Origin of the sequence: Roseixanthobacter liquoris (assembly GCF_043195135.2) — a bacterium.
GTDB lineage: Bacteria > Pseudomonadota > Alphaproteobacteria > Rhizobiales > Xanthobacteraceae > NCEH01.
In genome coordinates this window covers 2,591,072-2,613,324 of record NZ_CM195537.1, presented here as the reverse complement: position 1 = coordinate 2,613,324, position 22,253 = coordinate 2,591,072, and the positions used below count along the sequence as shown (strand labels likewise).

Genomic DNA, 22,253 nt, shown 5'->3' with positions numbered 1-22,253 from the left:
GCGGCGCGGCGAGGGATCGCCACACGGTTTTCGCGATGGCATTCCCCCGACCGGCCGCGACGAAGCTGCGCGACGGGATCGTGGCGCGTGAGGCGGCACCGTCAAGGGGCGTGGGCATCCGGTTTCCGGTGCCCCCATTGAATTGCCTCTGACCGGAAACAAAAATACCCCTGACGATGGTGCTTGCAGAGTTCGGCGTCGGTCGCCGGCGCGTGGAACAAGCCCGCCGCCGCGGCGCCTTGCATGTGAGCTTGGACCGTCCCGGCTAATTCTCGTCGTCATCGGGGGGAAGGCGGTTTTTCTCCCCATCGGGCGCCGCGCCGTGAACGCCCACGGCAAGGCCGGCGCCGATCCCGCCGCCGGCGGCCATGCCGGCGCCAGATCCCTTCTCTCCGGCACCCCGGCGCGACTCATCGCTTCCTCGCTCAGCCTTGCCCTTTGTGCCCGGGCTGGCGGGGCGCGTGGGGCCTTGCATGGGAAGTGCGAGGTCAGAGGGGATGGGATCAAGATCGAGGGCCTCGCGCACAAAATCCCGCAGCGAGACGACAAGTTCGTGCGTGTGGACGGGGCGGCCGGCCACGAGTTCGCGCACGGCATGCGCGGCCAGTCGGACCTGATCGTCCGTCCCGAGCAGGATGACGTCCGACAGGGCGGCTTCCACGGCATCGCGCACCCGCCGCGCCCGCTCCGAGCCAGCGGGCAGCACCATGGCTTCGGTCATCTCGGTGTCGGCCGTCGTCTCACCGCGCAGACGCAAATCGCGCAGATGCGTCGGATCGACAGCCAGATTGCCCGTGAAGGAGCCGCCGAGCGTCTTGTAGGCGGCAATGAGGGTTTTCAGGCGCTCATTGATCTGACGGTTCATGCGCTCCCGGCGATGCTGGACGGTGACCATGACCAGCAAGCGAATCCCGACACCGATGAGGGTGAAGAGCGCGAGGCCGATCAGCGTCGCAAACACGCTTTCCCAGGAGCTGAAATCGATGTTGCGCACGATGCCTCCGAAGCTTGTCGCGGCAAACCTACACCCTGAGACCAATGCGCCCTAACGCCCAGGGTCGCATCGGGTCCTTCTTCTCCGCCGAGCCTGGCAGCAATGCCGACCTCAATCGCCCGCCGGTGCCGCCGCACGTGCAGGCCGCAAGACGTCCGGCGAGCCGGTCGAGAAAACGCGACCGGAAATGTTAGAGTGCCCCACGGGTGTTTGTAACGCGACGTCTTCCAACCCCTGCACAGCGCGCGCGGCTTTGCCATGATGACCTTGATAACGATCATCTCCAGCACCGAGTTCATATCCGCCGGATTTGGGGCCTTGCTCGGCTCTTTGGTGACCATCGGCATTGCGGTGATCCAGGGCCGCATCGAACGAGCGGTCGTCCTCCACCAGGAGTTCTGCTCCGCGCAGATGGCCGACCTTCGGAATTCGGCGTGGAAGTTCAGAAAATCCAATCCCGGGAAACAGCTCTCGGATCATCATTTCACGGAAGGCGAAGATGCCGAAGCCGCTGCTCTGTGGACGATCATCCGCTTTTATGAGCGGGCCTACGTGCTGCTCGACCAGAACATGGTAAGCAGAAAGACCGCAACCCGATTGCTGGGGTACCATTTCATCTGGTGGTACAATGCCGCCCTGAAGGACTATCTTGAACTTGACGCCCTCGATACGGATGCGGACCGCCTGTATAATTGGGAGGTTCGCCGGACGATCAAGAAGATGAATAATGTCCTGAAGAAATATGCCGGAGATCGTCAATTCAACGCTTGGGCCGACGACGTCGCCCTGGAACTCTCCAGGCCCCATAAGAGCGGAGCCGGAGAAGGATAATCGCTCCATCCCCAACCTCGGACGCGACCGCAGATGCGCGTTGGGAACAACCCGAGCACCGTCTCCTATCCCGCCCCCTATCCCGTCCCCCTATCCCGCCCCCTCTACCGGGCTCCGGCGGCATCGCAGCGCACCATCTTTTGTTTGAAAATGCGTTTGAATTTTCTTCGCGGCGGGTGGAACCTAAGGGCCACACGCGCGTTTAAGCCGTGTTGTCCCAGAGGCTCGATACCTGTGGGCACGCACTCCTTTGCTGGCCAGATTCCGCATTCGCGCCCGCGCGCGAGCGAACGGCTTTTGGCGGCAGGGGAACGGCAAAGCGCGACCTTGGAGGGAATAAGATGCAAACACAATCCCCAAGTAACGTGTTGCGTCCGCTGCGTATCTTCATTGGCGGGGAAGACCACCATGTCCGCGGCCTGGAGGATGCCATCGGCTTCCTGCATGCCCATGAGGCGGACGAAGTGGGAGAATATGCCGAGATGCTCCTGGCCCAGATGGAGCACGCCCGCACGCCGGAAATGCGGGCTCGCGCCTGGGTCGCATTCGAAACCTGGTCCCAGGTGTTCGGGCTTTCGGAGCAACGGTTCGGGGCCTATTCGCACGCCGCCTGAGCGCGCGGCCCCCTCTTCGATATTGCCCGTCACGCCAGCGCGACGGGCAGCCGCCCGGTTCGAGGCGGGGAACCCGCGCCCTCACCCCATGGCGCCGGCGCGATAGCCGATGCCCGGTTCCGTGAGGATGAGCGTCGGCGCGCTCGGGTCCTGCTCCAGCTTCTGCCGCAGCTGCCCCACATAGACCCGCAGATATTGCGTATCCTGCCCGTGGGCAGGGCCCCACACGGTGGTGAGCAATTGGTGGTGCGTCACCACCTTGCCCTCGTGGCGCGCGAGAAACACCAGAAGATCGAATTCCTTCGGCGTCAGCTTCACGTCCTCCCCGTTGCGGGTGACGCGATGGCGCGGACGGTCGATCTCGATCGGGCCGACGCGCAGGATCGGGTCTTCCGATACGTCGCCCGCCCGGTGGCGCAGGGCGGCGCGAATGCGCGCCATCAGTTCGCCGATGCCGAACGGCTTGTTGACGAAATCATCGGCGCCGAGGTCCAGCGCCTCGATCTTCTCCGCCTCCCGATCGCGTGCGGACAGGACGATCACCGGCACCTGCGACCAGCCGCGCAGGCGGCGGATCACATCCTTGCCGTCCATGTCCGGCAGGCCGAGGTCGAGCACCACCGCATCGGGAGGATGGGTGGCGATCTCCCGCAGGGCGCGGCCGCCGTCCTCCGCCGCCGTCACCTCGTAGCCGGCCGCCATCAGGGCCGGAGCGAGGAAGCGATGGATCGCCGGCTCGTCGTCCACCACCAGGATCTTGCCGAGGCTCATGACGCTGTCCTCACACTGCCGCGGCGGCGGGCTCGCCGCCGATGGGAAGCGAAAAAATGATCCGCGCGCCGCGCCGGTCGCCGTCCACCGGGCTTTCGGCGCGCACGCTGCCGCCATGGGCCTCGATGATGCCCTTGGCGATGGCGAGGCCGAGGCCGGAGCCCTCCCCGCCATCGGCGCCCTCGCGCACGGCGCGCACGAATTTTTCGAATACATGGGGCAGCAGATCGGGCGCGATCCCGGGGCCGTCGTCGGTGACGGAGATTTCCAGCATGCCGCCGAACCGCCGTGCGCCGAGCACCACATGGGCGCCGGGCCCGGCATAGCGCACCGCATTGCCCACCACGTTCGCAAGCGCCTGATTGAGCAGGATCTGGTCCGCGAACACCAGCGGCAGGTCCTTTTCGCTCTCCACCGCGAACAATTGCGTGGCGCCGCGCCGCTTGGCGAGCGCGACCGCCTGGTTGATCACTTCGTTGATGTCGGTCCAGTCGCGCCGCAGATCCAGCGCGCCTGCTTCCAGGCGCGTCATGGACAAGAGGTTGCGCACCATTCCGTCCAGGTGCTCGGCCTCCTCGCGCACCTGCGAGAGCAGGTCCCGCCGCTGCTCGGGCGCGATGCGGGTGCCGTAGTCGATCAGCGAGGTGGCGGCGCCCAGGATCGACGATAGGGGCGTGCGGAAATCGTGGCTGATGGAGGCCAGCAGGATGTTGCGCACCCGCTCGGTCTCGGCTGCCGATTTCACGCCCGCCATCTCGTCGGCGAGGGCCGAGCGATCGAGGGCGACCGCGGTCTGGTCCGCCAGCGTGTTGAGCAGCACCGCCGATTCCGGATCCAGCGGACCGGACGGCCCGGCGCATTCGATGCCGATGACCCCCACTTGCGCATTGCGGGCGCGCAACGGCAGGAACAGCCAGGGTACGCTCGGCAAGGTGCCGGTGCCGGCGCCGGCCGGCTCATTGCGCTCCAGCGCCCAGCGCGCCGCGCTCATGGAGGCGGTGTCGAGCCGGTCTTCCGGCGGCCAGGCCGCCGCCAGAACCACCTGGGTGCCGCGCGGCACCAGAATGGCGGTGGAACGGCCGAGGATGGTCTGGATCTCGGAGGCTGCCGCTTCCGCCACCGCGCCGGATTCCACCAAAGTGGAGAGTTTTCGGGTGAATTCGTACAGCCGCCGGGCCGCGCGCATGCGGATCGCCGCCGCCTCGGCCCGCTCGCGCGAGCGACCGGCCACCGCCGAAATCAGCACCGCGATGATGAGGAAGATGGCCAGCGCCAGCAATTCGTGCGGCCGCGCGATGGTGAAGGTGTAGACCGGGTCGATGAAGAAGAAATTATAGGTCAGCGCCGACAGGAGCGAGGCGAACACCGCCGCCCGCACGCCGAACTGGATCGCCGGGACCAGCACCGCCAGCAGATAGACCATGGAGACATTGGGCAGCGCCACCAATTCCGTGAGCCCCTCCCCCGCCACCGTCGCGAGCGCCACGGAGCCCGCGGCCACCACATAGCCGAGCGTATCGCCATGGGGCGCGGCGGGCCTCGGCTGGCGGACTTGCGGCGCTTCGTTTTCCTCACCGAACGTCACCACATGCACCGCGATGCCGCGCGCCTTGCGCACCAGCGCATCGGCCAAGGTGCGCCAGAACAGGCGGTTGAGGCGCGAGGGCCGCGCCTGCGCCACCACGATCTGCGTCACATTCTCGAACCGGGCGAAGCGCAGAAGCTCCGCCACCAGATCATTGCCCACCAGGGCCCGGGTCTCGGCGCCAAGGCTTTCCGCGAGGCGCAGCGCCTCCTGGATGCGCTGGCGCTCGGCAACGCTCGGCAGGGCGCCGGGGCGCTCCACGGTGATGGCGAACCAGGGCGCGTCGGCAAGGTCGGCGAGGCGCTTGGCCTCGCGCACCACCCGCTGGGCCGAAGCGTCGGGCCCGACGCAGACCAGGATGCGTTCCCCCGCCGCCCACGGCCCCTCGATGGCGCCGCCCTGCATATGCTCGACGAGATCGCTGTCCACCCGCGCGGCGACCCGGCGCAGAGCCAGCTCGCGCAAGGCGGTGAGATTGGTGGGCTTGAAGAAATTCTCGATCGCCCGCGCGGCGGTGTCCTGGATGTAGATCTTGCCCTCGGCGAGCCGCTTCAGCAGCTCGTCGGGCGGCAGATCGACCATCACCACTTCGTCCGCGTCCTGGAGCGCGGTGTCCGGCACCGTCTCGCGCACCCGCACGCCGGAGATGCGCTGCACCACCTCGTTCAGGCTCTCCAGATGCTGGATGTTGAGCGTGGTCCACACGTCGATGCCGGCATCGAGGATGTCGCGCACATCCTGCCAGCGCTTGGGATGGCGGCTGCCCGGCACATTGGTGTGGGCATATTCGTCCACCAGCAGCAGCGCCGGGCGGCGCGCGAGGGCGGCATCGAGATCGAATTCCGGCACGAGGCGGCCGCGATAGGCGATGGATTTGCGGGGCAAGGTCTCCAACCCCTCGGTGATCGCCTCGGTCTCGCGGCGCCCGTGGGTCTCGACGATGCCGGCCACCACGTCCGTGCCGCTTTCCTTGGCGGCCCGCGCCGCCTGGCACATGGCATAGGTCTTCCCCACGCCCGGCGCCGCGCCGAGGAACACGCGCAGCTTTCCCTTGCCCTCGCGCGCGGCCTTGGCGAGGAGGGCATCGGGAGACGCGCGCGGCTTGTCCTGCACTTTCAAGTCCCTTGCTGGTGCTCGTGGAGCGGTGCGACCGGGAGGGGGCGGGCCGATCCTTCGCGAACCGGCCCGCCCGTGGCAATCATTTTTGCGCGTCCAACGCGATATTGAGCTTCAGCACATTCACGCGCGGCTCGCCGAAAATGCCGAGTTCGCGCGGCTCGATATTCTGCGCCACCACCTGCCGGACCTTGTCTTCGGGAAGATTGCGGGCGGCGGCGATCCGCTTCACCTGGTCCTGCGCATAGGCGGGCGAGATATGCGGATCGAGCCCGCTGCCGGAGGTGGTGACGGCATCGGCGGGAATGGCCCCGCCGACACCCGCCTCGCGGAGCGTCGCGACGTCGGCGACGATGCGGTCCTTCAGCTTGGCGCTGGTGGGCGCAAGGTTGCTGCCGGAGGAGTTGGAAGCATCATAGCCATCCCCGGCGGCCGACGGCCGGGGATGGAAATAGCCCGCGCTCTCGGTCTTCTGGCCGATGAGGGCGGAGCCGACGACGACGCCGTTGCGCTCGATCCGGCTGCCGTTGGCGGCGTTCGGAAAGGCCAGTTGGGCGACGCCGGTGACGGCGAGCGGATAGGCGATGCCCGTGATCACCGTGAATGCGGCGACCAGGACGATGGCGGGACGAAGCTGGGACAACATGGGCGCCTCCTTCAGGCGAGGCCAAATTCAGGCGAGACCAAGAGCGGTCACGGCGAGATCGATCAGCTTGATGCCGATGAAGGGCACCAGGATGCCGCCGAGGCCGTAGATCAACAGGTTGCGGGCAAGCACGCTTTCCGCGCTGGCGGGCTTGTAGGGCACGCCCCGCAAGGCCAGCGGGATCAGCGCGATGATGATCAGGGCGTTGAAGATCACCGCGGAGAGAATGGCGCTCTGCGGCGTCGACAGGCCCATGATGTTGAGCACGCTCAATTCCGGGATCGCGACGATGAACAGCGCCGGGATGATGGCGAAATATTTCGCCACGTCGTTGGCGATGGAGAAGGTGGTCAGCGAGCCGCGCGTCATGAGCAGCTGCTTGCCGATGCCGACGATCTCGATGAGCTTGGTGGGATCGCTGTCGAGATCCACCATGTTGCCGGCCTCGCGGGCGGCCTGGGTGCCGGTCTGCATGGCGACGCCCACGTCCGCCTGCGCCAGGGCGGGCGCATCATTGGTGCCGTCGCCGCACATGGCCACCAGCCGGCCACGCCGCTGCTCGTTGCGGATATAGCTCAGCTTGTCCTGCGGGGTGGCCTCGGCGATGAAATCGTCGACGCCGGCCTCGGAGGCGATGGCGGCGGCGGTCACGGGATTGTCGCCCGTCACCATCACCGTGCGGATGCCCATGCGGCGAAGCTCGGCGAAGCGCTCCTTGATGTCGGGCTTCACCACGTCCTTCAGATGGATGACGCCCAGCAGGCGCCCGCCTTCCGCGAGGCCCAGCGGGGTGCCGCCGGAGCGGGCGATGCGATCCACCGCCGCGTTGAACTCGGCCGGCTCGCTCACCTTGCCGGTGAGACCTTCCGAGACGAAGCGGCGCACCGCGTCCACCGCGCCCTTGCGCACCTTGCGGCCGGCGAGATCGATGCCGGAAATGCGGGTGGCGGCGGAAAACGGCACGAAGCTCGCGCCATCGGGCACCACCGTCACGTCGATGCCGAAGCTCTCCCGCGCCAGGGCGAGGATGGAGCGCCCCTCGGCGGTCTCGTCGGCGAGCGAGGCCAGCACGGCGGCCTCCGTGGCTTCCCGCGCGCTCACGCCGGGAACCGGGATGATCTCGGTCGCCATGCGGTTGCCGAAGGTGATGGTGCCGGTCTTGTCCAGCAGCAGCGTGTCCACGTCGCCCGCCGCCTCCACCGCGCGGCCCGACATGGCCAGCACGTTGTGGCGCACCAGGCGGTCCATGCCGGCGATGCCGATGGCCGAGAGCAGGCCGCCGATGGTGGTGGGGATCAGCGTCACGAGCAGCGCCACCAGCACCGGCACCGCCAGTTCCGTGCCGCCGTAGAGGCCGAGGCCGTAGAGCGTCACGACGGTGATGAGGAAGATCAGCGTCATGCCCACCAGCAGGATGGTCAGGGCGATCTCGTTGGGGGTCTTCTGCCGTTCGGCGCCTTCCACCAAAGCGATCATGCGATCGAGGAAGGAGGAGCCGGCGGCGGCGGTGATGCGCACCACCACATAGTCCGACACCACGGTGGTGCCGCCGGTGACGGCCGAGCGGTCGCCGCCGCTTTCGCGGATCACTGGGGCGCTCTCGCCGGTGATGGCGGCTTCGTTCACCGAGGCGATGCCCTCGATGATCTCGCCGTCGCCGGGCACGAGGTCGCCGGCTTCCACGAGGACGATGTCGCCCACCTTCAGGTCAAGCGCGGAGACGCGGGTGAAGCGCTCGCGGTTCCTGGGGTCGGAGAGCTTCTTCGCCACCGTGTCGGTGCGGGCGCGCTTCAGGCTTTCCGCCTGGGCGCGGCCCCGCCCTTCCGCCACCGCTTCGGCGAAATTGGCGAACAGCACGGTGAACCACAGCCAGCCCATGATCTGGCCGGTGAAGGAAACCGGCGCCCCCGTGAGGAGGTCGCGCAGGAAGATGGCGGTGACGAGCGCCGCCACCACTTCGGTGACGAAGATCACCGGGTTCTTCATCAGGGTGCGCGGATCGAGCTTCTTGAAGGCGTCGAGCGCGGCCCGGCCGATCAAGTCGGGGCTGGCAATGGAGGAGACGGATTTTGCGGACATTTTAAGCTCCGTTCCTCAGAAGGTCTTGCCAGCCAGCATCTGCACCTGCTCGGCGATGGGGCCGAGGGCGAATGCCGGGAAGAATTGCAGACCGCCGAGGATCAAGATGACGCCGATGAGGAGGGCCACGAACAGCGGCCCATGGGTCGGGAAGGTGCCGGTGGAAGCGGTCAGCCGCGGCTTGGCGGCGAGCGAGCCGGCGATCGCCATCATCGGCACGATGTAGGCGAAGCGGCCGAACAGCATGGCGAAGCCGAGCGTGGTGTTCCACCAGGGGGTGTTCGCGGACAGCGAGGCGAAGGCCGAGCCGTTGTTGCCGGTGCCGGAGGCATAGGCATAGAGCACCTCGGTCAGGCCGTGCGGTCCGCCGTTGCCGATGCCGGCCGCGGGCCCGGAAAGATTGGCGGCGAGCGCCGTGAAGCCGAGCACGAAGATGGGCAGGACGAGGCTCGCCAGCACCGCCATCTTCACTTCCTTGGCCTCGATCTTCTTGCCGAGATATTCCGGCGTGCGGCCCACCATGAGCCCGGCCACGAACACCGCGAGGATGGCCATCACCAGCAGGCCGTAGAGGCCCGAGCCGACGCCGCCCGGCAGGATCTCGCCGAGCTTGATCAGCACCAGCGGCACCATGCCGCCGAGCGGGGTGAAGGAGCCGTGCATGGCGTTCACCGCGCCGCACGACAGCCCGGTCGTCACCGCCGCCCACAATGCCGAGAGGGCGAGGCCGAAGCGCACTTCCTTGCCTTCCATATTGCCGCCGGCCGGGTCGAGCCCCGCCTGTTGCAGCACCGGCGTGCCGGCCGCCTCCGCCCAATAGGCCGCCGCGACACCGGCGATCAGCAGGATGAAGACCACGGCGAGCAGCGCCTTGGCCTGGCGCTTGTCGCCGATGAGATGGCCGAAGGCGAACACGATGGCGGTGGAGATCACCAGCATCTGCCACACCTGGAGCATGTTGCCGAGCGCGGTCGGGTTCTCGAACGGATGGGCGGCATTGGCGTTGAAGAAGCCGCCGCCATTGGTGCCGAGCTGCTTGATGGCGATCTGCGAGGCCACCGGGCCGATGGCGATGTTCTGCTGCGCGCCATCGAGCGTGGTGGCGGCGAACGAACCGTCCAGGGTCTGCGGCATGCCGGTGGCCACCAGGATCACGGCGGTCACGAAGGCGAGCGGCAGCAGGATGTACAGCGTCGCGCGGGTGGCATCGACGAAGAAATTGCCCACCCCCGCCGCGCCCGAGCGGGCAAAGCCCCGCACCAAAGCGATGGCCAGCGCGATGCCGGTGGCGGCGGACAGGAAGTTCTGCACCGTGAGCCCCGCCATCTGGCTGAAATTGCTCATGGTGGCTTCGCCGACATAGGCCTGCCAATTGGTGTTGGTGATGAAGCTCACCGCGGTGTTGAAGGCGAGGTCCGGCGTCAGGGCGCCGAAGCCCTGCGGGTTCACCGGCAGCACGCCCTGCAAGCGCAGGATCGCGTACAGCAAGGCGAAGCCGGCGGCGTTCAGCGCCAGCATGCCAAGCGTATAGGCGACCCAGCCCTGCTCCTTCTCCGGATCGACCCCGGCGAGGCGGTAGAGGCCGCGCTCGACCGGGCCGAGCACGGGAGTCAGAAAGTTGCGTTCACCCGCGAACACGCGGGCCATGAAGCGACCGAGCGGAATGGCGCTTGCCACCACCGCTATGAAGAGGATCGCGATCTGAAGCCAGCCGTTGGAGGTCATGGCGTTGCATCACCTGAGAAAAGCGTTGGGGGGATCGGTGCGGGGGCGGTCAGAACCGCTCGGGTCGCACCAATGCGAAAACGAGATAGGCGGCGAGCGAGAGGCTCACCGCCGCACCGAGAACGAGGTCGAGCATGGGTTCCTCCTCAGGCCTGCGCCGCGAAGCGCAGGTAGAGCGCCATCAATGCGAAGAAGGCGAAGCCGAGAACGAGATAGATGATGTCAAGCATGGAGCACTCCTTGCGTGGGGGTGTCCTAGACCCGCTGCGCATAAAGCCGCGATCCGGGATTTGCCGGCCGGCATAAGGAATCCATAAAGACGCGGTGGCGGGTCCGTCCCTGCGCACGCCGAACCAGGCAGGGCCAACACAGCATGCCGCATCGCCAGCCGGCCTCCATGCGCCATATCAAGGTGGCCCGCCGCTGGCATAAGGATATTCGGGCAGATTCCGGCGCGAGGAGCTTTGGACCATGGACAGCCATGTGGTCGCCGACCAGAACGCGGTGTTCGCCTTCCTCGCCGATCCCTCGACCCATGGCGGCGCGCGGGTCTCGCGCATCGACACCCATGGGGCCGCCGTGTTCCTTGCGGGCGCCTTCGCCTATAAGGTGAAACGCGCGGTCGCCTTCCCCTATATGGATTTCTCGACCCTGGAGAAGCGCCGCGCGGCGTGCGAGCGCGAGCTGGAGGTGAACCGCGCCAATGCGCCGGACCTCTATCTCGGCGTCGTGCCCATCGTGCGCGCCGACGGCGGCCTTGCCCTGGGCGGCACGGGCGCTCCGGTGGACTATGCCGTGAAGATGCGCCGGTTCGACGAGGCCCGCACCCTCGACCGGCTGGAGAAGGATGCCTTTACCCCCGCCCTCCTCGCCGCGCTCGCCGGCGCGGTGCATGCGGCCCATGCCCGGGCGCCCGTGATGCCGACCGGGCCGGACGCTGCCGCGCCGCTCGCCCGCATCGTCGAGCAGAACGCCGCCGATTTCGCCGATACCCCGGAGCTGTTCGCCCTGGACGCCGCGCGCGCGCTGACGCAGGCCACCCGGGATGCGCTGGACCAAGTGGCGCCGCTGCTGCGGGCGCGCGCGGCGCAGGGATATGTGCGGCGCTGCCACGGCGATCTGCACCTGCGCAACATCGTCTTGCTGGATGGCGCGCCGGTGCTTTTCGACGCCATCGAATTCAACGACGACATCGCCGTGTGCGACGTGCTCTACGATCTCGCCTTCCTGCTGATGGACCTGTGGGAGCGCGGCCTTTGCGGCGCCGCGAACGCGGTGCTGAACCGCTATCTGTGGGCGGGACCGGCGGCGCATTATGCGGGACTTGCGGCGCTGCCTTTGTTCCTCAGCCTGCGCGCCGCGATCCGCGCCAAGGTGCAGGCGGCGGGCCTCGCGCATCTGCCGGACGACCGGCAGGCGGCGGCGCGCGCAGAAATCGCCCATTATTTCGATGAGGCGCGCGCGTTCCTCGCCCCGGCGAAGCCGGCCCTGCTGGCCATCGGTGGACTGTCGGGCACGGGCAAGAGCACGCTCGCGGCGGCGCTCGCCCCCGACATCGGGCGGGCACCGGGCGCCGTGATCCTGCGCAGCGACATCGAGCGCAAGAGCATGGCGGGCGTGGGCGAAACCGAGACCCTGCCGACCCAGGCCTATACGCCGGAAACCACGCAGGCGGTGTACGCGCGCATCCGCGCGCGGGCGGGGCTGGCGCTCGCGGCCGGCCAGGCGGTGATCGCCGATGCCGTCCATGCCCGGCCGCCGGAGCGCGATGCCATCGAGGCCGTGGCGGCGGCGAGCGGCGCGCATTTTCTCGGACTATGGCTGGACGCGCCGATCGACACCCTCATCGCACGGGTCGAGCAGCGCCAGGGGGACGCGTCCGATGCCACGGCGGACGTTGTTCGCCGGCAGGCCGACTACGACCTCGGCCCAATGTCCTGGCGCCGGCTCGCGGCGAACGGAGGGGCGCAGGCGGGCGCGCGCGCCCTGCTCAAGGCCGCCGGGTTCATCTGAGCCGCTCAGCAATCCTTGCGGGTCGGCCCGACCACGGACGGATTGACGCCTTCCACCGTGGCGGGGTGATCCGTCGGCGATCCGGAGGTCGCGCCCGACTGCTGGGTGCCGATATAGGATCCGCCGGTGCCGCCCGACCAGCCGGTCGATCCCGCGCCACCCGGCGCGGTGCCGGAATTCTCGCCCTTCGCGGGCGGCGTCGCCGCAGCGGTGGCGTCGCAGCCTTTGTCGGCATTGAGGGGCGGCCCGGCCTTTTCCGCCGGCACCTGCGGGCTTCCCGGCGGGGGCGGGCTCACCACCGCCTGCGCGTGGGCCGCGCCCGGCATCGGCACGGCCATGCCGGCCCCGAGGGCGAGAGAGACAAGGAACGCGGCGAGCGATGTCGCCAACGCAGGGGAACGGATCACGGGGGCGCCCTCCGGACTGTGTGTTTTCACACCTGTCAACGCCCGATGGGGGTTCCGCGTTCCCTTCCGTCGCCTCCGGCATTCCGGGAGCCGGGCCCGTCCTCCACCGTCTGGCGCGGGCGCGGGGGCGGTCGGCGCGGGAGGATCAGGCCTCCACGCGCACCTTCGCCTCCCCCGCCTCCACCCGGCCGATACGGCGAGCGGCGGGATAGCCGGCGGCGAGGATCTCACCCAGCACGCGGTCCGCCTCCTCCTGCGCCACCGAGACCAGCAGGCCGCCGGAGGTCTGCGGATCGGTGAGCAGATGGCGCTGCCAATCCTCGATGCCGGGCGGCAGTTCGATGCCCTCACCATAGCTCGCCCAGTTGCGATGGGAGGCGCCGGTGACGAACCCTTGCCGGACCAGAGCCTCGGCATGGGAGAGCACCGGCAGGGCGCGCCCTTCGATGCGCAGCCGCACGCCGGAGCCGCGCGCCATTTCCAGCCCATGGCCCAGCAGGCCGAAGCCGGTGACATCGGTGACCCCGTGCACCGCCTCGTCCCGCGCCAGCGTGGCGCCGACCTTGTTGAGCAAGGTGGTGGAAGCGATCATCTCCTCATAGGCGTCGGGGGACAGCGCCTCCTTCTTGAAGGCGGCGGAATAGATGCCGATGCCCAGCGCCTTGGTGAGGATCAACGCATCGCCGGGCTTGGCGTCGCTGTTGCGGCGGATCTGGTTCTTGCGCACCGTGCCGATGACGGCGAGGCCGTAGATCGGCTCGACCGTGTCGATGGAATGGCCGCCGGCCACCGGAATGCCCGCCGCCGCGCACACCGCCGCGCCGCCCTGGAGGATGTCGCGGACGATCTGCGTCTCCACCTTGCCGAGCGGCATGCCGAGGATCGCCAGCGCCATGATGGGCGTGCCGCCCATGGCATAGACGTCCGAAATCGCATTAGTGGCGGCGATGCGGCCGAAATGGTCGGGATTGTCCACCACCGGCATGAAGAAGTCGGTGGTCGCGACGATGCAGGTCTCGCCGTCCAAGTCCCACACCGCCGCATCGTCCCCGGTTTCCGTGCCCACCAGCAGTTTCGCGAACGGCTGCGCCATGGGCTGGCCGCCCAGCAGTTCCTGGAGCACGGAGGGGGCAAGCTTGCAGCCGCAGCCGCCGCCATGGGCAAGGCTGGTGAGGCGGAAGGCGGTGTCACTCATGCGAAGCTCTTTCCACAGTCAGATGGGTGTTCTCCCGCGGGCGCAGGAAGGCGCGGGAGACGCCGCACGACACGGCCGGGCGAGGCGGCCGCGATTTGCGGGGCGTGGATCCCCGGGACGCGCCCGGGGACGACGGCTGCTTTTTCCGCGTGCCGGAAAGGCACGGCAAGGCTCACACCGAAATCTCGGTGGCGCGGATGGAATAGCGGAAGGTGTCCGGGTCGAGGCAATCCAGCCGCCCGGCCACGGTCTCCGCCTGCGGATACATGAGGAAGCCCACCTTCGGCCCCTTGGAGCCGGGCAGCGCCACGTCATGGGCGATATTATAGGCCATCCAATTGCCTTCCCAGGCACCGAACAGGGTCTTGCGGGCATCCACGACCTTGGAATCGTCGATGCTCAGCTTTCCCGGCGGCTCTTCCAGCACGACCTTGCGCACGTCGGCGGGGTCCATGGGCACCCAGCCATAGCCGGTGAGGAACACTTCCGAGCGGCAATGCTGGGCCTTGGTCACCACTTCGGAATTCGCGCCCAGGCTCTTGTAGCCGAATTTGGAGGGCGCCACGCGCAGGCCGTAGACATCGCGGGCGGGAATGCCGGCGGCGCGCACCAGGCCGACGAACAGGGCATTCAAATCGGCGCACTTGCCGCCGAGATCGCCGCTCTTCAGCAAGGCCGCGATATCGCCGACCCCGCAGCCGCGTGTCGCGGGATTGCGATAGGTGTTTTCCACGATCCATTCGTAGATGGCGCGCACCTTCGTGATCTCGTCCTTGGCGCCGGACGTGATCTTGTCGGACGTCTGCTTGACGATGCCGTCGGTGGGGATGAGGTCGGTGGCCGCGAGGAAGGTGACGCGCTCCTTTTCCCCGAGCGGTGCCGCGCTGCCGGGCTTGGAGAGGTCCACGGCGCGGTCGCGGGTCGCGATCTTGCTGGTGATCTCGACCGAGGGCGCCGGCTCGCTCGCCGCCCATTCCAGCGCCAGCATCTGGGCGCCGAACTGGGGATCGCCCACCACCTGGGCGCTGGCGGCATTGGTGGCCCAGGTGCTGCCGCCGGGACGGAACCATTGGTCCTCGGAGAAGGCCGGCAGCGGCACCCAGGCGCGCACCGGGCCGTCGCTCTTGCCGTCCGGCTTCGACACATCGAGGCGCGTCACCACCTGGAAATTGCGCCACGCCCCCGGCTGGGGCGCAAAGGCATTCTGCGCCCAGGCCCCCCGCGGCAGCAGGGCAGCGGCGGAGAAGGCCGCACCGGAAACCACAAAGTCGCGACGTGTAATCATTGGGTGGGTCCTCCCGAAGGGGTGTTGACGGAATCTTGGGGCGGCGGGGCGGCGAGGAGCGGGGCGGCGGGCGCGAGCAGCTCGGCGAGGGTCAGGTCGGTCTCGGCGCAGTCCCAGTCCACCGGGCCCTGCGCCTGCGCGCGCACGCGCCCGTCCGGCCCCACCAGAATGCTGGCGGGCAGCACGCTGACATCGAATGCCCGCGCGGCCAGCCGCTCGCGATCCATCAGGATGGGGAAGGCGACCGGCGTGGTCTCGACGAACCGGCGCACGCGGGCATCCACCTCCCCCACGTCCACGGCGAGCAGGGTCAGCGGCCGGCCGGCGAAGCGCCCCGCGAGGCGGTTGAGGGCGGGCAATTCCTCCCGGCAGGGCTCGCACCAGGTGGCGAAGAAATGCACCAGCACTCCGTGTCCGCGAAAGCTCGTACGGTCGACGATCTCGACCGGAGCGCCCACCGGCACCAGCCGCTCCAGCGCCAAGGGCGGCGCCATCGCGAGGGCGGAGGGGGGCGAAGACGCAGCGTCCAGACGCTCCAGGCGCCCGCCCGGCGCCTCCGCCGTCGCGGGGCCGGCCGGAAACAGGGCGCACGCGAAAAGCGCGCAGGCCGTCATTGCCCGCAAATCGAGCAGACGCGCCCGACGCCAAGGCGCGCGCCGCGCCGGACTGCCGCCGCGCCCGCCTGCGCTCATGCCTTGGAATGCGCTCATGCCTTGGGAAAAGAAGGAGAACCGGGCCGGACGCGCAACATCGCCCATGCCACCGCGCGGGTGGCAACTCGCAGCATCCAGAATATCGCCCCGACCCGCGGGAGCCGCCGTGAGGTTCACGACGGGATGGTGCGCCCGCCCCCTCGGCCGGTCAATCTGCCCGCAATCAATATTTCGTGGTTCAAACGACGAGGCACCGCCGAACGGCGCGTTTATCTTCGCATTTGCAGCAAAAATCTGGTTTTCATTTCGCTGACGCAGCGTCGCCTTGCAAGTCATGATGCGTAAAAAGCGAACAACCTCGTCTCATTTTCTTGCGACACGCGCATTTGTGCTCGCGAAGTTTGACATGGTTCCAATTCCAAAATACCGTTCTGAGGAGCCGGAATCCCGGACAAGGGTGATTTTTCCCCTTTTTGATTGTCCCCCGTTGGGGGCACTTATCGGAGGTTATCTTCGATGAACATGGAGCTCTCGCGGCGCCAGTTCTTGAAAACGGCGGGTGCGGGAATCGCGGGCACGTCTCTTGGAGCCTTCGGCTTCGGAGGCATAGAACAGGCCTATGCGGATTCCATCCGTCCCTTCCGCCTTTTCAATACGACTGAGACGCGCAACACCTGCACCTATTGCTCGGTGGCCTGCGGCATCTTGATCTATTCCAAGGGCGATCTGAAAAAGGGCGAAAAAGCCGAAATCACCCATATCGAGGGCGACGTCGACCACCCCACCAATCGCGGCACCCTGTGCCCGAAGGGCGCGGCCCTCCTCGACATCGTGCATTCGAAGACCCGCCTGACCGCGCCCATGCTGCGCAAGCCCGGCTCCGACAAGTTCGAGCAGGTCAGCTGGGACGTGGCGCTGGACAAGATCGCGCGGGTCCTGAAGGACGACCGCGACAAGAACTTCATCGCCAAGAACAATGACGGCGTGACGGTGAACCGCTGGGTCACCACCGGCTTCCTCGCCGCCTCCGCCACCACGAACGAAACCGCCTGGTGCACGTACAAGGTCGCACGCAGCGCCGGCATGCTGGTGTTCGACAACCAAGCGCGGGTTTGACACGGCCCCACGGTGTCCAGTTTGGGCCCAACTTTTGGCCGTGGCGCGATGACCAACTCGTGGACCGACATTCGGAACACGGACCTGGTCGTCATCATGGGCGGCAATGCCGCCGAGGCGCATCCGTGCGGATTCAAATGGGTTACGGAGGCGAAAGCCACCCGTGGCGCGAAGCTTGTCGTCGTCGATCCGCGCTATACGCGGTCCGCGGCGGTGGCGGATTATTACGCGCCGATCCGCCAGGGCAGCGACATCGCCTTCCTGCTCGGCGTCATCAACTATTGCATCCAGAACAACAAGGTGCAGTGGGAATATGTGAAGGCCTTCACCAACGCGACCTATGTCGTGAAGGACGGCTTCGAGTATAAGGACGGCCTGTTCACCGGCTATGACGAGACCAAGCGGGACTACAACCGCGCGACCTGGGACTATCAGATCGGCGCCGACGGCTATGCCGTGGTGGACGACACGCTGGAAAATCCCCGGTGCGTGTGGAACCTGCTGAAGGCCCACGTCGCCCAGTACACGCCGGAAATGGTCGAGCGCATCACCGGCACGCCCAAGGACAAGTTCCTGAAGGTGGCGCAGATGATCGGCGAATGCTCCTCGCCGACCAAGACCATGACCTCCATGTACGCGCTCGGCTGGACGCAGCACTCCAAGGGCTCGCAGAACATCCGCACCATGGCGATGCTCCAGCTCATCCTGGGGAACATCGGCGTGCGCGGCGGCGGCATGAATGCGCTGCGCGGGCATTCCAACATCCAAGGTCTGACGGATGTCGGGCTCATGTCGAACATGATCCCCGGCTATCTGACCCTGCCCACGGAGAAGGAACCCGACTTCGCCACCTATATGTCGACCCGCGGGTTCAAGCCGCTGCGGCCGAACCAGATGAGCTATTGGCAGAACTACAAGAAGTTCATGGTGAGCTTCCTGAAGTCCATGTGGGGTCCGGCGGCGACGGCGGACAACAACTACGCCTTCGACTGGCTGCCCAAGCTCGACGTGCCGGCCTACGACATCCTGCGGGCTTTCGAGCTGATGAAGCAGGGCAAGATGAACGCCTATATCTGCCAGGGCTTCAACCCGATGCAGGCGTTCCCGAACCGGGCCAAGCTGTCCGAAGCGCTCGCCAAGCTCAAGCTGCTGGTGGTCATGGACCCCCTTCAGACCGAGACCGCGCGCTTCTGGGAAAACCACGGCGTCTACAACCCGGCCGACACCGCCAACATCCAGACCGAAGTGATCCAGCTGCCCACCACCTGCTTCGCGGAGGATGAGGGCTCGCTGGTGAATTCCGGGCGCTGGCTCCAGTGGCACTGGGCCGCCGGCACGCCTCCGGGCGAATCCAAGCCGGACACCTGGATCATGTCGCAGATCTATCTGCGCATGAAGAAGCTGTACGAGAAGGAAGGGGGCGCGTTCCCCGACCCGATCCTCAACCTGACCTGGAACTACAAGGACCCCAACGAGCCGACCCCCGAGGAGCTCACCAAGGAGCTCAACGGCTATGTCGTCTCCGACGTGGCGGACCCGAACGATCCGACCAAGAAATTGCTGGAGGCTGGAAAGCAGCTGCCGGGCTTCGCGGCCTACCGCGACGACGGCACCACCGCAGGCGCGTGCTGGATCTATTCCGGCTCGTTCACCGAGGCCGGCAACATGATGGCCCGGCGGGACAATTCCGACCCCGACGACACCGGCGCCTATCTGAAATGGTCGTTCGCCTGGCCCGCCAACCGGCGCATCCTCTACAATCGCGCCTCCGCCGACATCAATGGCAAGCCGTGGGATCCCTCGCGCAAGCTGCTGGAGTGGGATGGAAGCAAGTGGACCGGATACGACGTGCCGGACATCGCGCCCACCGCGAAGCCGCAGGACGTCGGCCCGTTCATCATGAACCCGGAGGGCGTGTCCCGCCTGTTCGCCCGGGGCATGATGCGCGAGGGTCCGTTCCCGGTGCATTACGAGCCGTTCGAGAGCCCGATCGCCAATGTGATCGCCCCCAAGATCCGGGGCAATCCGGTGGCGCGCGTGTTCAAGGACGACTTCGCCCAGTTCGCGGAAGTCGGCTCGCCGGACTTCCCCTATGCGGCGACCTCCTATCGCCTCACGGAGCATTTCCACTACTGGACCAAGAACAACCATGTGAATTCGGTGCTTCAGCCGGAATTCTTCGTGGAGATCTCGGAACAGCTGGCCAAGGAAAAGGGCATTTCCAACGCCGGATGGGTGCGGGTGTGGTCGAAGCGCGGCTCGGTGTTCGCCAAGGCCTATGTGACGAAGCGCATCCAGCCGCTGGTCTGCGACGGCAAGACGGTGCACATCGTCGGCATCCCGATCCATTGGGGCTTCGTCGGCGCCGCCAAGAAGGGCTTCCCAGCCAACGTGCTGACGCCGTTCGTGGGCGACGCCAATATCGAGACGCCCGAGTTCAAGGCGTTCTGCGTCAACATCGAGCCCTCGACCGGGCCGGTGGCGTGAGGGAGGTGAGATAATGTTTCCCCCAGCCCCAAATCCCCCGGTTGCCCCCGTTGCCCCGAAATACGGGCAGCAGGATCTGATCCGTCGGTCGGCGTCCACCATAACGCCGCCCGCCCAGCGCCAGACCGAAGTGGCCAAGCTCATCGACGTGTCGAAGTGCATCGGCTGCAAGGCCTGCCAGGCGGCGTGCCTGGAATGGAACAATCTCCATGAGGAGATCGGGACGTTCAACGGCACCTATACCAACCCGCCGGACCTGACGCCGAACACCTTCACGCTGATGCGCTTCACGGAATGGACCAATCCGGAAACGCAGAACCTGGAATGGCTGATCCGCAAGGACGGCTGCATGCATTGCGAGGATCCGGGCTGCCTCAAGGCCTGCCCGGCACCCGGCGCGATCGTGCAATATTCCAACGGCATCGTGGATTTCGACCACGATAAGTGCATCGGCTGCGGCTATTGCGTGAAGGGCTGCCCCTTCAACATTCCCCGCATCTCGCAAGTGGACCACAAGGCCTACAAATGCACCTTGTGCTCGGACCGCGTGGCGGTGGGCCAATGGCCCGCCTGCGCGAAGGCCTGCCCCACCCAGGCGATCGCCTTCGGCACCAAGGACGACATGAAGACGTGGGCCGACGGGCGCATCAAGGATCTGAAGTCGCGCGGCTATGCCAATGCGGGCCTTTATGATCCGCCGGGCGTCGGCGGCACCCACGTCATGTATGTGCTGCAACACGCCGACCAGCCGGAAATTTACGCCGGCCTGCCCAAGAACCCGACCATCAGCCCGGTGGTCGAGATCTGGAAGGGCATGACGAAGTACGTCGGCTTCGCCGCCATCGGCCTCGCCGCCGTTGCGGGCGTGCTTCACCATCTCGTCGCCGGCCCCAACAAGGTCAGCAACGAGGACGAGGAGAACGCCGAGAAACTCACCGGGAGTGACCCGCGATGAGCACAGAGTATGACGTCGAATCCGGCGACGGGGTCCACAAGGGCCGCCCCGTCACGGTGGACCGCTATACGGTGGGGGCGCGGATCAACCACTGGATCACGGCCATCAGCCTGATCCTGCTGGCGCTGTCCGGCATGGCCCTGTTCAGCCCCTCGCTGTTCTTCCTCACCAACCTGTTCGGCGGTGGGCAGTGGACGCGCGCCATCCATCCCTGGATCGGCGTGGTCCTGTTCTTCTCCTTCGCCGGCCTGTTCCTCCGCTTCTGGCGGGCGAACCTGTGGAAGGCCGAGGACGGCACCTGGCTCGCCCGCATCCGCGACGTGCTGGGCGGCCATGAGGAGCGCCTGCCGGAAGTGGGCAAGTACAATGCCGGCCAGAAGTTCGTCTTCTGGGGCATGTCCTTCCTCATCATCGTGCTGATCTCCAGCGGCTTTGCCGTGTGGGACCAGTATTTCTACCAGTTCACCACCATTCCGCAGAAGCGGGTGGCGATCCTCGTCCATGCCCTGGCGGCGATCGCGATCATCTGCGTGTGGATCGTGCACGTCTATGCGGCGATCTGGGTTCGTGGCACCATCGGCGCCATGACGAAGGGCCAGGTCACCGGCGGATGGGCCTGGCGCCACCATCGCAAATGGCTGCGCGAGCTGGTTTCCAAGGACAAGCCGGGCCGCACGCCGGCGGAGTGAGCAAGGGCGTCGAGCCGACGCCCCTTGACTCCCGGGCGCCGGCACATAGGTCAGACAAAGCATCGGGGTGGAGTGCCGACGAGGCGTCTCCGCCCCTCTTTTCGCTTCTATCCCAGAGTTTGCGCCACGTGGCCCGTGGGGTTCGTGAGGAGTGGCATGTCAGAATTTTCCAGCGGTCCGGGCGCCATCGAACCCGATCCGAGCGTCATTGGCGGCATCGCCCAGCCTCCCCTGGCCGTTCTTCCCGATCCCACCGCCCTGTTCGCGACACGCGCCCAGCGCTTCCGCGATCTGGCGCCCCACAGCGAGCTTCGGCCCTACCTGCTGTTCCTGGCCGATCTGGTGCAGGCGCAGCACGATATCCAGAAGGGCCTGCCCGAGCCGGTCCTGCCCGACACGGCGACGCGCGAGCGCTCGGCGCAGTTCGCAATGCCGCCGCTGGACCGCACGCAATTCACCTATGACGATGCCTTCGGCACCACCTTCGACCGGCTGCTTCACGCCATGGGCGCCGTGGAAAAGCCCGATGCGGCCGCCGTCGCGCTCGATGCGGTCCTGCGCGCGCCCCCGCTCGCCCGGGAAGCCATGATCCTGAACGTGCTGGCGGATTCCATTCCGGTGGAGGCCATGGCCGAGCATATCTATGTGGCCGCCGCGCTCCAGGTGCATTTCGCCCGCCTTTCCGCGCGCCTCGATGCGAAGGCGCTGGTTCCGCTCGGCGACGGCCTGTGTCCCTGCTGCGGCGCCCCGCCGGTGGCGAGCCTGATCGTCGAATGGCCGAGCGCGCCCGGCGCGCGCTATTGCGCCTGCTCGCTGTGCGGCACCTTGTGGAACCAGGTGCGGGTGCGGTGCGTGCTGTGCGGCTCGACAAAGGGCATCGGCTTGCAGGAGGTCGAAGGCGCCTCCGGCGCCGCCAAGGCCGAGACCTGCGATTCCTGCCACGCCTACACGAAGCTGTTCTATCTGAGCAAGGACCCGGCGGCGGAGCCGGTGGCCGACGACGTGGCCTGGCTCGGGCTGGATCTGCTGATGCGGGACGGCCCCTATCGGCGCGAGACCTTCAACCCGTTCCTGCTCGGCTATTGAGGCGGC

General features: G+C 67.2%; 19 protein-coding genes. 7 read left to right on the top strand and 12 right to left on the bottom strand.

The window, feature by feature from the left end:
- Positions 1–265: 265 nt before the first annotated feature.
- Complete coding sequence (locus tag V5F84_RS11655; RefSeq protein WP_394045597.1) at positions 266–994, bottom strand: hypothetical protein; 729 nt, start codon at positions 992–994, stop codon at positions 266–268.
- A gap of 258 nt (positions 995–1,252) precedes the next feature.
- On the opposite strand from V5F84_RS11655, the gene V5F84_RS11650 reads away from it, so the two are divergent.
- Together V5F84_RS11650 and V5F84_RS11645 are read left to right on the top strand one after the other, a co-directional pair.
- Positions 1,253–1,825 (top strand): hypothetical protein, encoded by a 573-nt coding sequence (locus V5F84_RS11650; RefSeq protein ID WP_394045599.1) that lies wholly within the window; start codon positions 1,253–1,255, stop codon positions 1,823–1,825.
- A gap of 341 nt (positions 1,826–2,166) precedes the next feature.
- Positions 2,167–2,439, top strand: a complete 273-nt coding sequence (locus V5F84_RS11645) for a hypothetical protein (protein WP_394045601.1) — start codon at positions 2,167–2,169, stop codon at positions 2,437–2,439.
- An 81-nt stretch (positions 2,440–2,520) separates the two neighbouring features.
- Here the strand turns inward: V5F84_RS11645 and V5F84_RS11640 are convergent, their stop codons facing one another.
- The 7 genes from V5F84_RS11640 to V5F84_RS11610 all read right to left on the bottom strand — a co-directional run bounded on the left by V5F84_RS11640 (position 2,521) and on the right by V5F84_RS11610 (position 10,633).
- Positions 2,521–3,210 carry a response regulator gene (locus tag V5F84_RS11640; protein WP_394045603.1) on the bottom strand — a complete coding sequence of 230 codons (690 nt, stop codon included), beginning with the start codon at positions 3,208–3,210 and terminating at the stop codon, positions 2,521–2,523.
- A gap of 10 nt (positions 3,211–3,220) precedes the next feature.
- On the bottom strand, positions 3,221–5,914 hold the full coding sequence (locus tag V5F84_RS11635) for a DUF4118 domain-containing protein (RefSeq protein ID WP_394045605.1): 2,694 nt from the start codon (positions 5,912–5,914) through the stop codon (positions 3,221–3,223).
- A 79-nt stretch (positions 5,915–5,993) separates the two neighbouring features.
- Complete coding sequence (gene kdpC / locus V5F84_RS11630; protein ID WP_394045607.1) at positions 5,994–6,557, bottom strand: potassium-transporting ATPase subunit KdpC; 564 nt, start codon at positions 6,555–6,557, stop codon at positions 5,994–5,996.
- A 27-nt stretch (positions 6,558–6,584) separates the two neighbouring features.
- Positions 6,585–8,636, bottom strand: coding sequence for a potassium-transporting ATPase subunit KdpB (gene kdpB / locus V5F84_RS11625; RefSeq protein WP_394045609.1), 2,052 nt, complete (start codon positions 8,634–8,636; stop codon positions 6,585–6,587).
- A 15-nt stretch (positions 8,637–8,651) separates the two neighbouring features.
- Positions 8,652–10,361: a potassium-transporting ATPase subunit KdpA gene (gene kdpA, locus V5F84_RS11620; protein WP_394045611.1), complete on the bottom strand. Its 1,710-nt coding sequence runs from the start codon at positions 10,359–10,361 to the stop codon at positions 8,652–8,654.
- Between the two features lie 49 nt (positions 10,362–10,410).
- Positions 10,411–10,497: a K(+)-transporting ATPase subunit F gene (kdpF, locus tag V5F84_RS11615; RefSeq protein ID WP_348846543.1), complete on the bottom strand. Its 87-nt coding sequence runs from the start codon at positions 10,495–10,497 to the stop codon at positions 10,411–10,413.
- Positions 10,498–10,507: 10 nt separating this feature from the next.
- The gene (locus tag V5F84_RS11610) at positions 10,508–10,633 is read right to left on the bottom strand and encodes a hypothetical protein (protein WP_394045613.1); all 126 of its coding nucleotides are present in this window, start codon (positions 10,631–10,633) and stop codon (positions 10,508–10,510) included.
- 199 nt (positions 10,634–10,832) lie between these two features.
- On the opposite strand from V5F84_RS11610, the gene V5F84_RS11605 reads away from it, so the two are divergent.
- The gene (locus V5F84_RS11605) at positions 10,833–12,374 is read left to right on the top strand and encodes a bifunctional aminoglycoside phosphotransferase/ATP-binding protein (RefSeq protein ID WP_394045615.1); all 1,542 of its coding nucleotides are present in this window, start codon (positions 10,833–10,835) and stop codon (positions 12,372–12,374) included.
- A gap of 5 nt (positions 12,375–12,379) precedes the next feature.
- Here the strand turns inward: V5F84_RS11605 and V5F84_RS11600 are convergent, their stop codons facing one another.
- From V5F84_RS11600 to V5F84_RS11585, 4 genes are all read right to left on the bottom strand, one after another.
- The gene (locus V5F84_RS11600) at positions 12,380–12,781 is read right to left on the bottom strand and encodes a hypothetical protein (RefSeq protein WP_394045617.1); all 402 of its coding nucleotides are present in this window, start codon (positions 12,779–12,781) and stop codon (positions 12,380–12,382) included.
- 145 nt (positions 12,782–12,926) lie between these two features.
- Positions 12,927–13,976: a selenide, water dikinase SelD gene (gene selD / locus V5F84_RS11595; protein ID WP_394045619.1), complete on the bottom strand. Its 1,050-nt coding sequence runs from the start codon at positions 13,974–13,976 to the stop codon at positions 12,927–12,929.
- Between the two features lie 172 nt (positions 13,977–14,148).
- Positions 14,149–15,261 (bottom strand): transglutaminase-like domain-containing protein, encoded by a 1,113-nt coding sequence (locus V5F84_RS11590; protein WP_394045621.1) that lies wholly within the window; start codon positions 15,259–15,261, stop codon positions 14,149–14,151.
- Positions 15,258–15,875: a TlpA disulfide reductase family protein gene (locus V5F84_RS11585; RefSeq protein WP_394045623.1), complete on the bottom strand. Its 618-nt coding sequence runs from the start codon at positions 15,873–15,875 to the stop codon at positions 15,258–15,260. Before V5F84_RS11585 ends, V5F84_RS11590 begins: the two co-directional genes overlap by 4 nt.
- 555 nt (positions 15,876–16,430) lie before the next feature.
- Here V5F84_RS11585 and fdnG point away from each other — a divergent pair.
- From fdnG to fdhE, 4 genes are all read left to right on the top strand, one after another.
- Entirely contained in the window at positions 16,431–19,517 is a 3,087-nt protein-coding gene (gene fdnG / locus V5F84_RS11580; RefSeq protein ID WP_394045625.1) for a formate dehydrogenase-N subunit alpha, read from the top strand.
- Positions 19,518–19,530: 13 nt separating this feature from the next.
- Positions 19,531–20,472 (top strand): formate dehydrogenase subunit beta, encoded by a 942-nt coding sequence (gene fdxH, locus V5F84_RS11575; protein WP_394045627.1) that lies wholly within the window; start codon positions 19,531–19,533, stop codon positions 20,470–20,472.
- The gene (locus V5F84_RS11570; RefSeq protein WP_394045629.1) at positions 20,469–21,161 is read left to right on the top strand and encodes a formate dehydrogenase subunit gamma; all 693 of its coding nucleotides are present in this window, start codon (positions 20,469–20,471) and stop codon (positions 21,159–21,161) included. Before fdxH ends, V5F84_RS11570 begins: the two co-directional genes overlap by 4 nt.
- Positions 21,162–21,317: 156 nt before the next feature.
- Entirely contained in the window at positions 21,318–22,247 is a 930-nt protein-coding gene (gene fdhE / locus V5F84_RS11565) for a formate dehydrogenase accessory protein FdhE (protein ID WP_394045631.1), read from the top strand.
- The last annotated feature ends 6 nt before the right edge of the window (positions 22,248–22,253 follow it).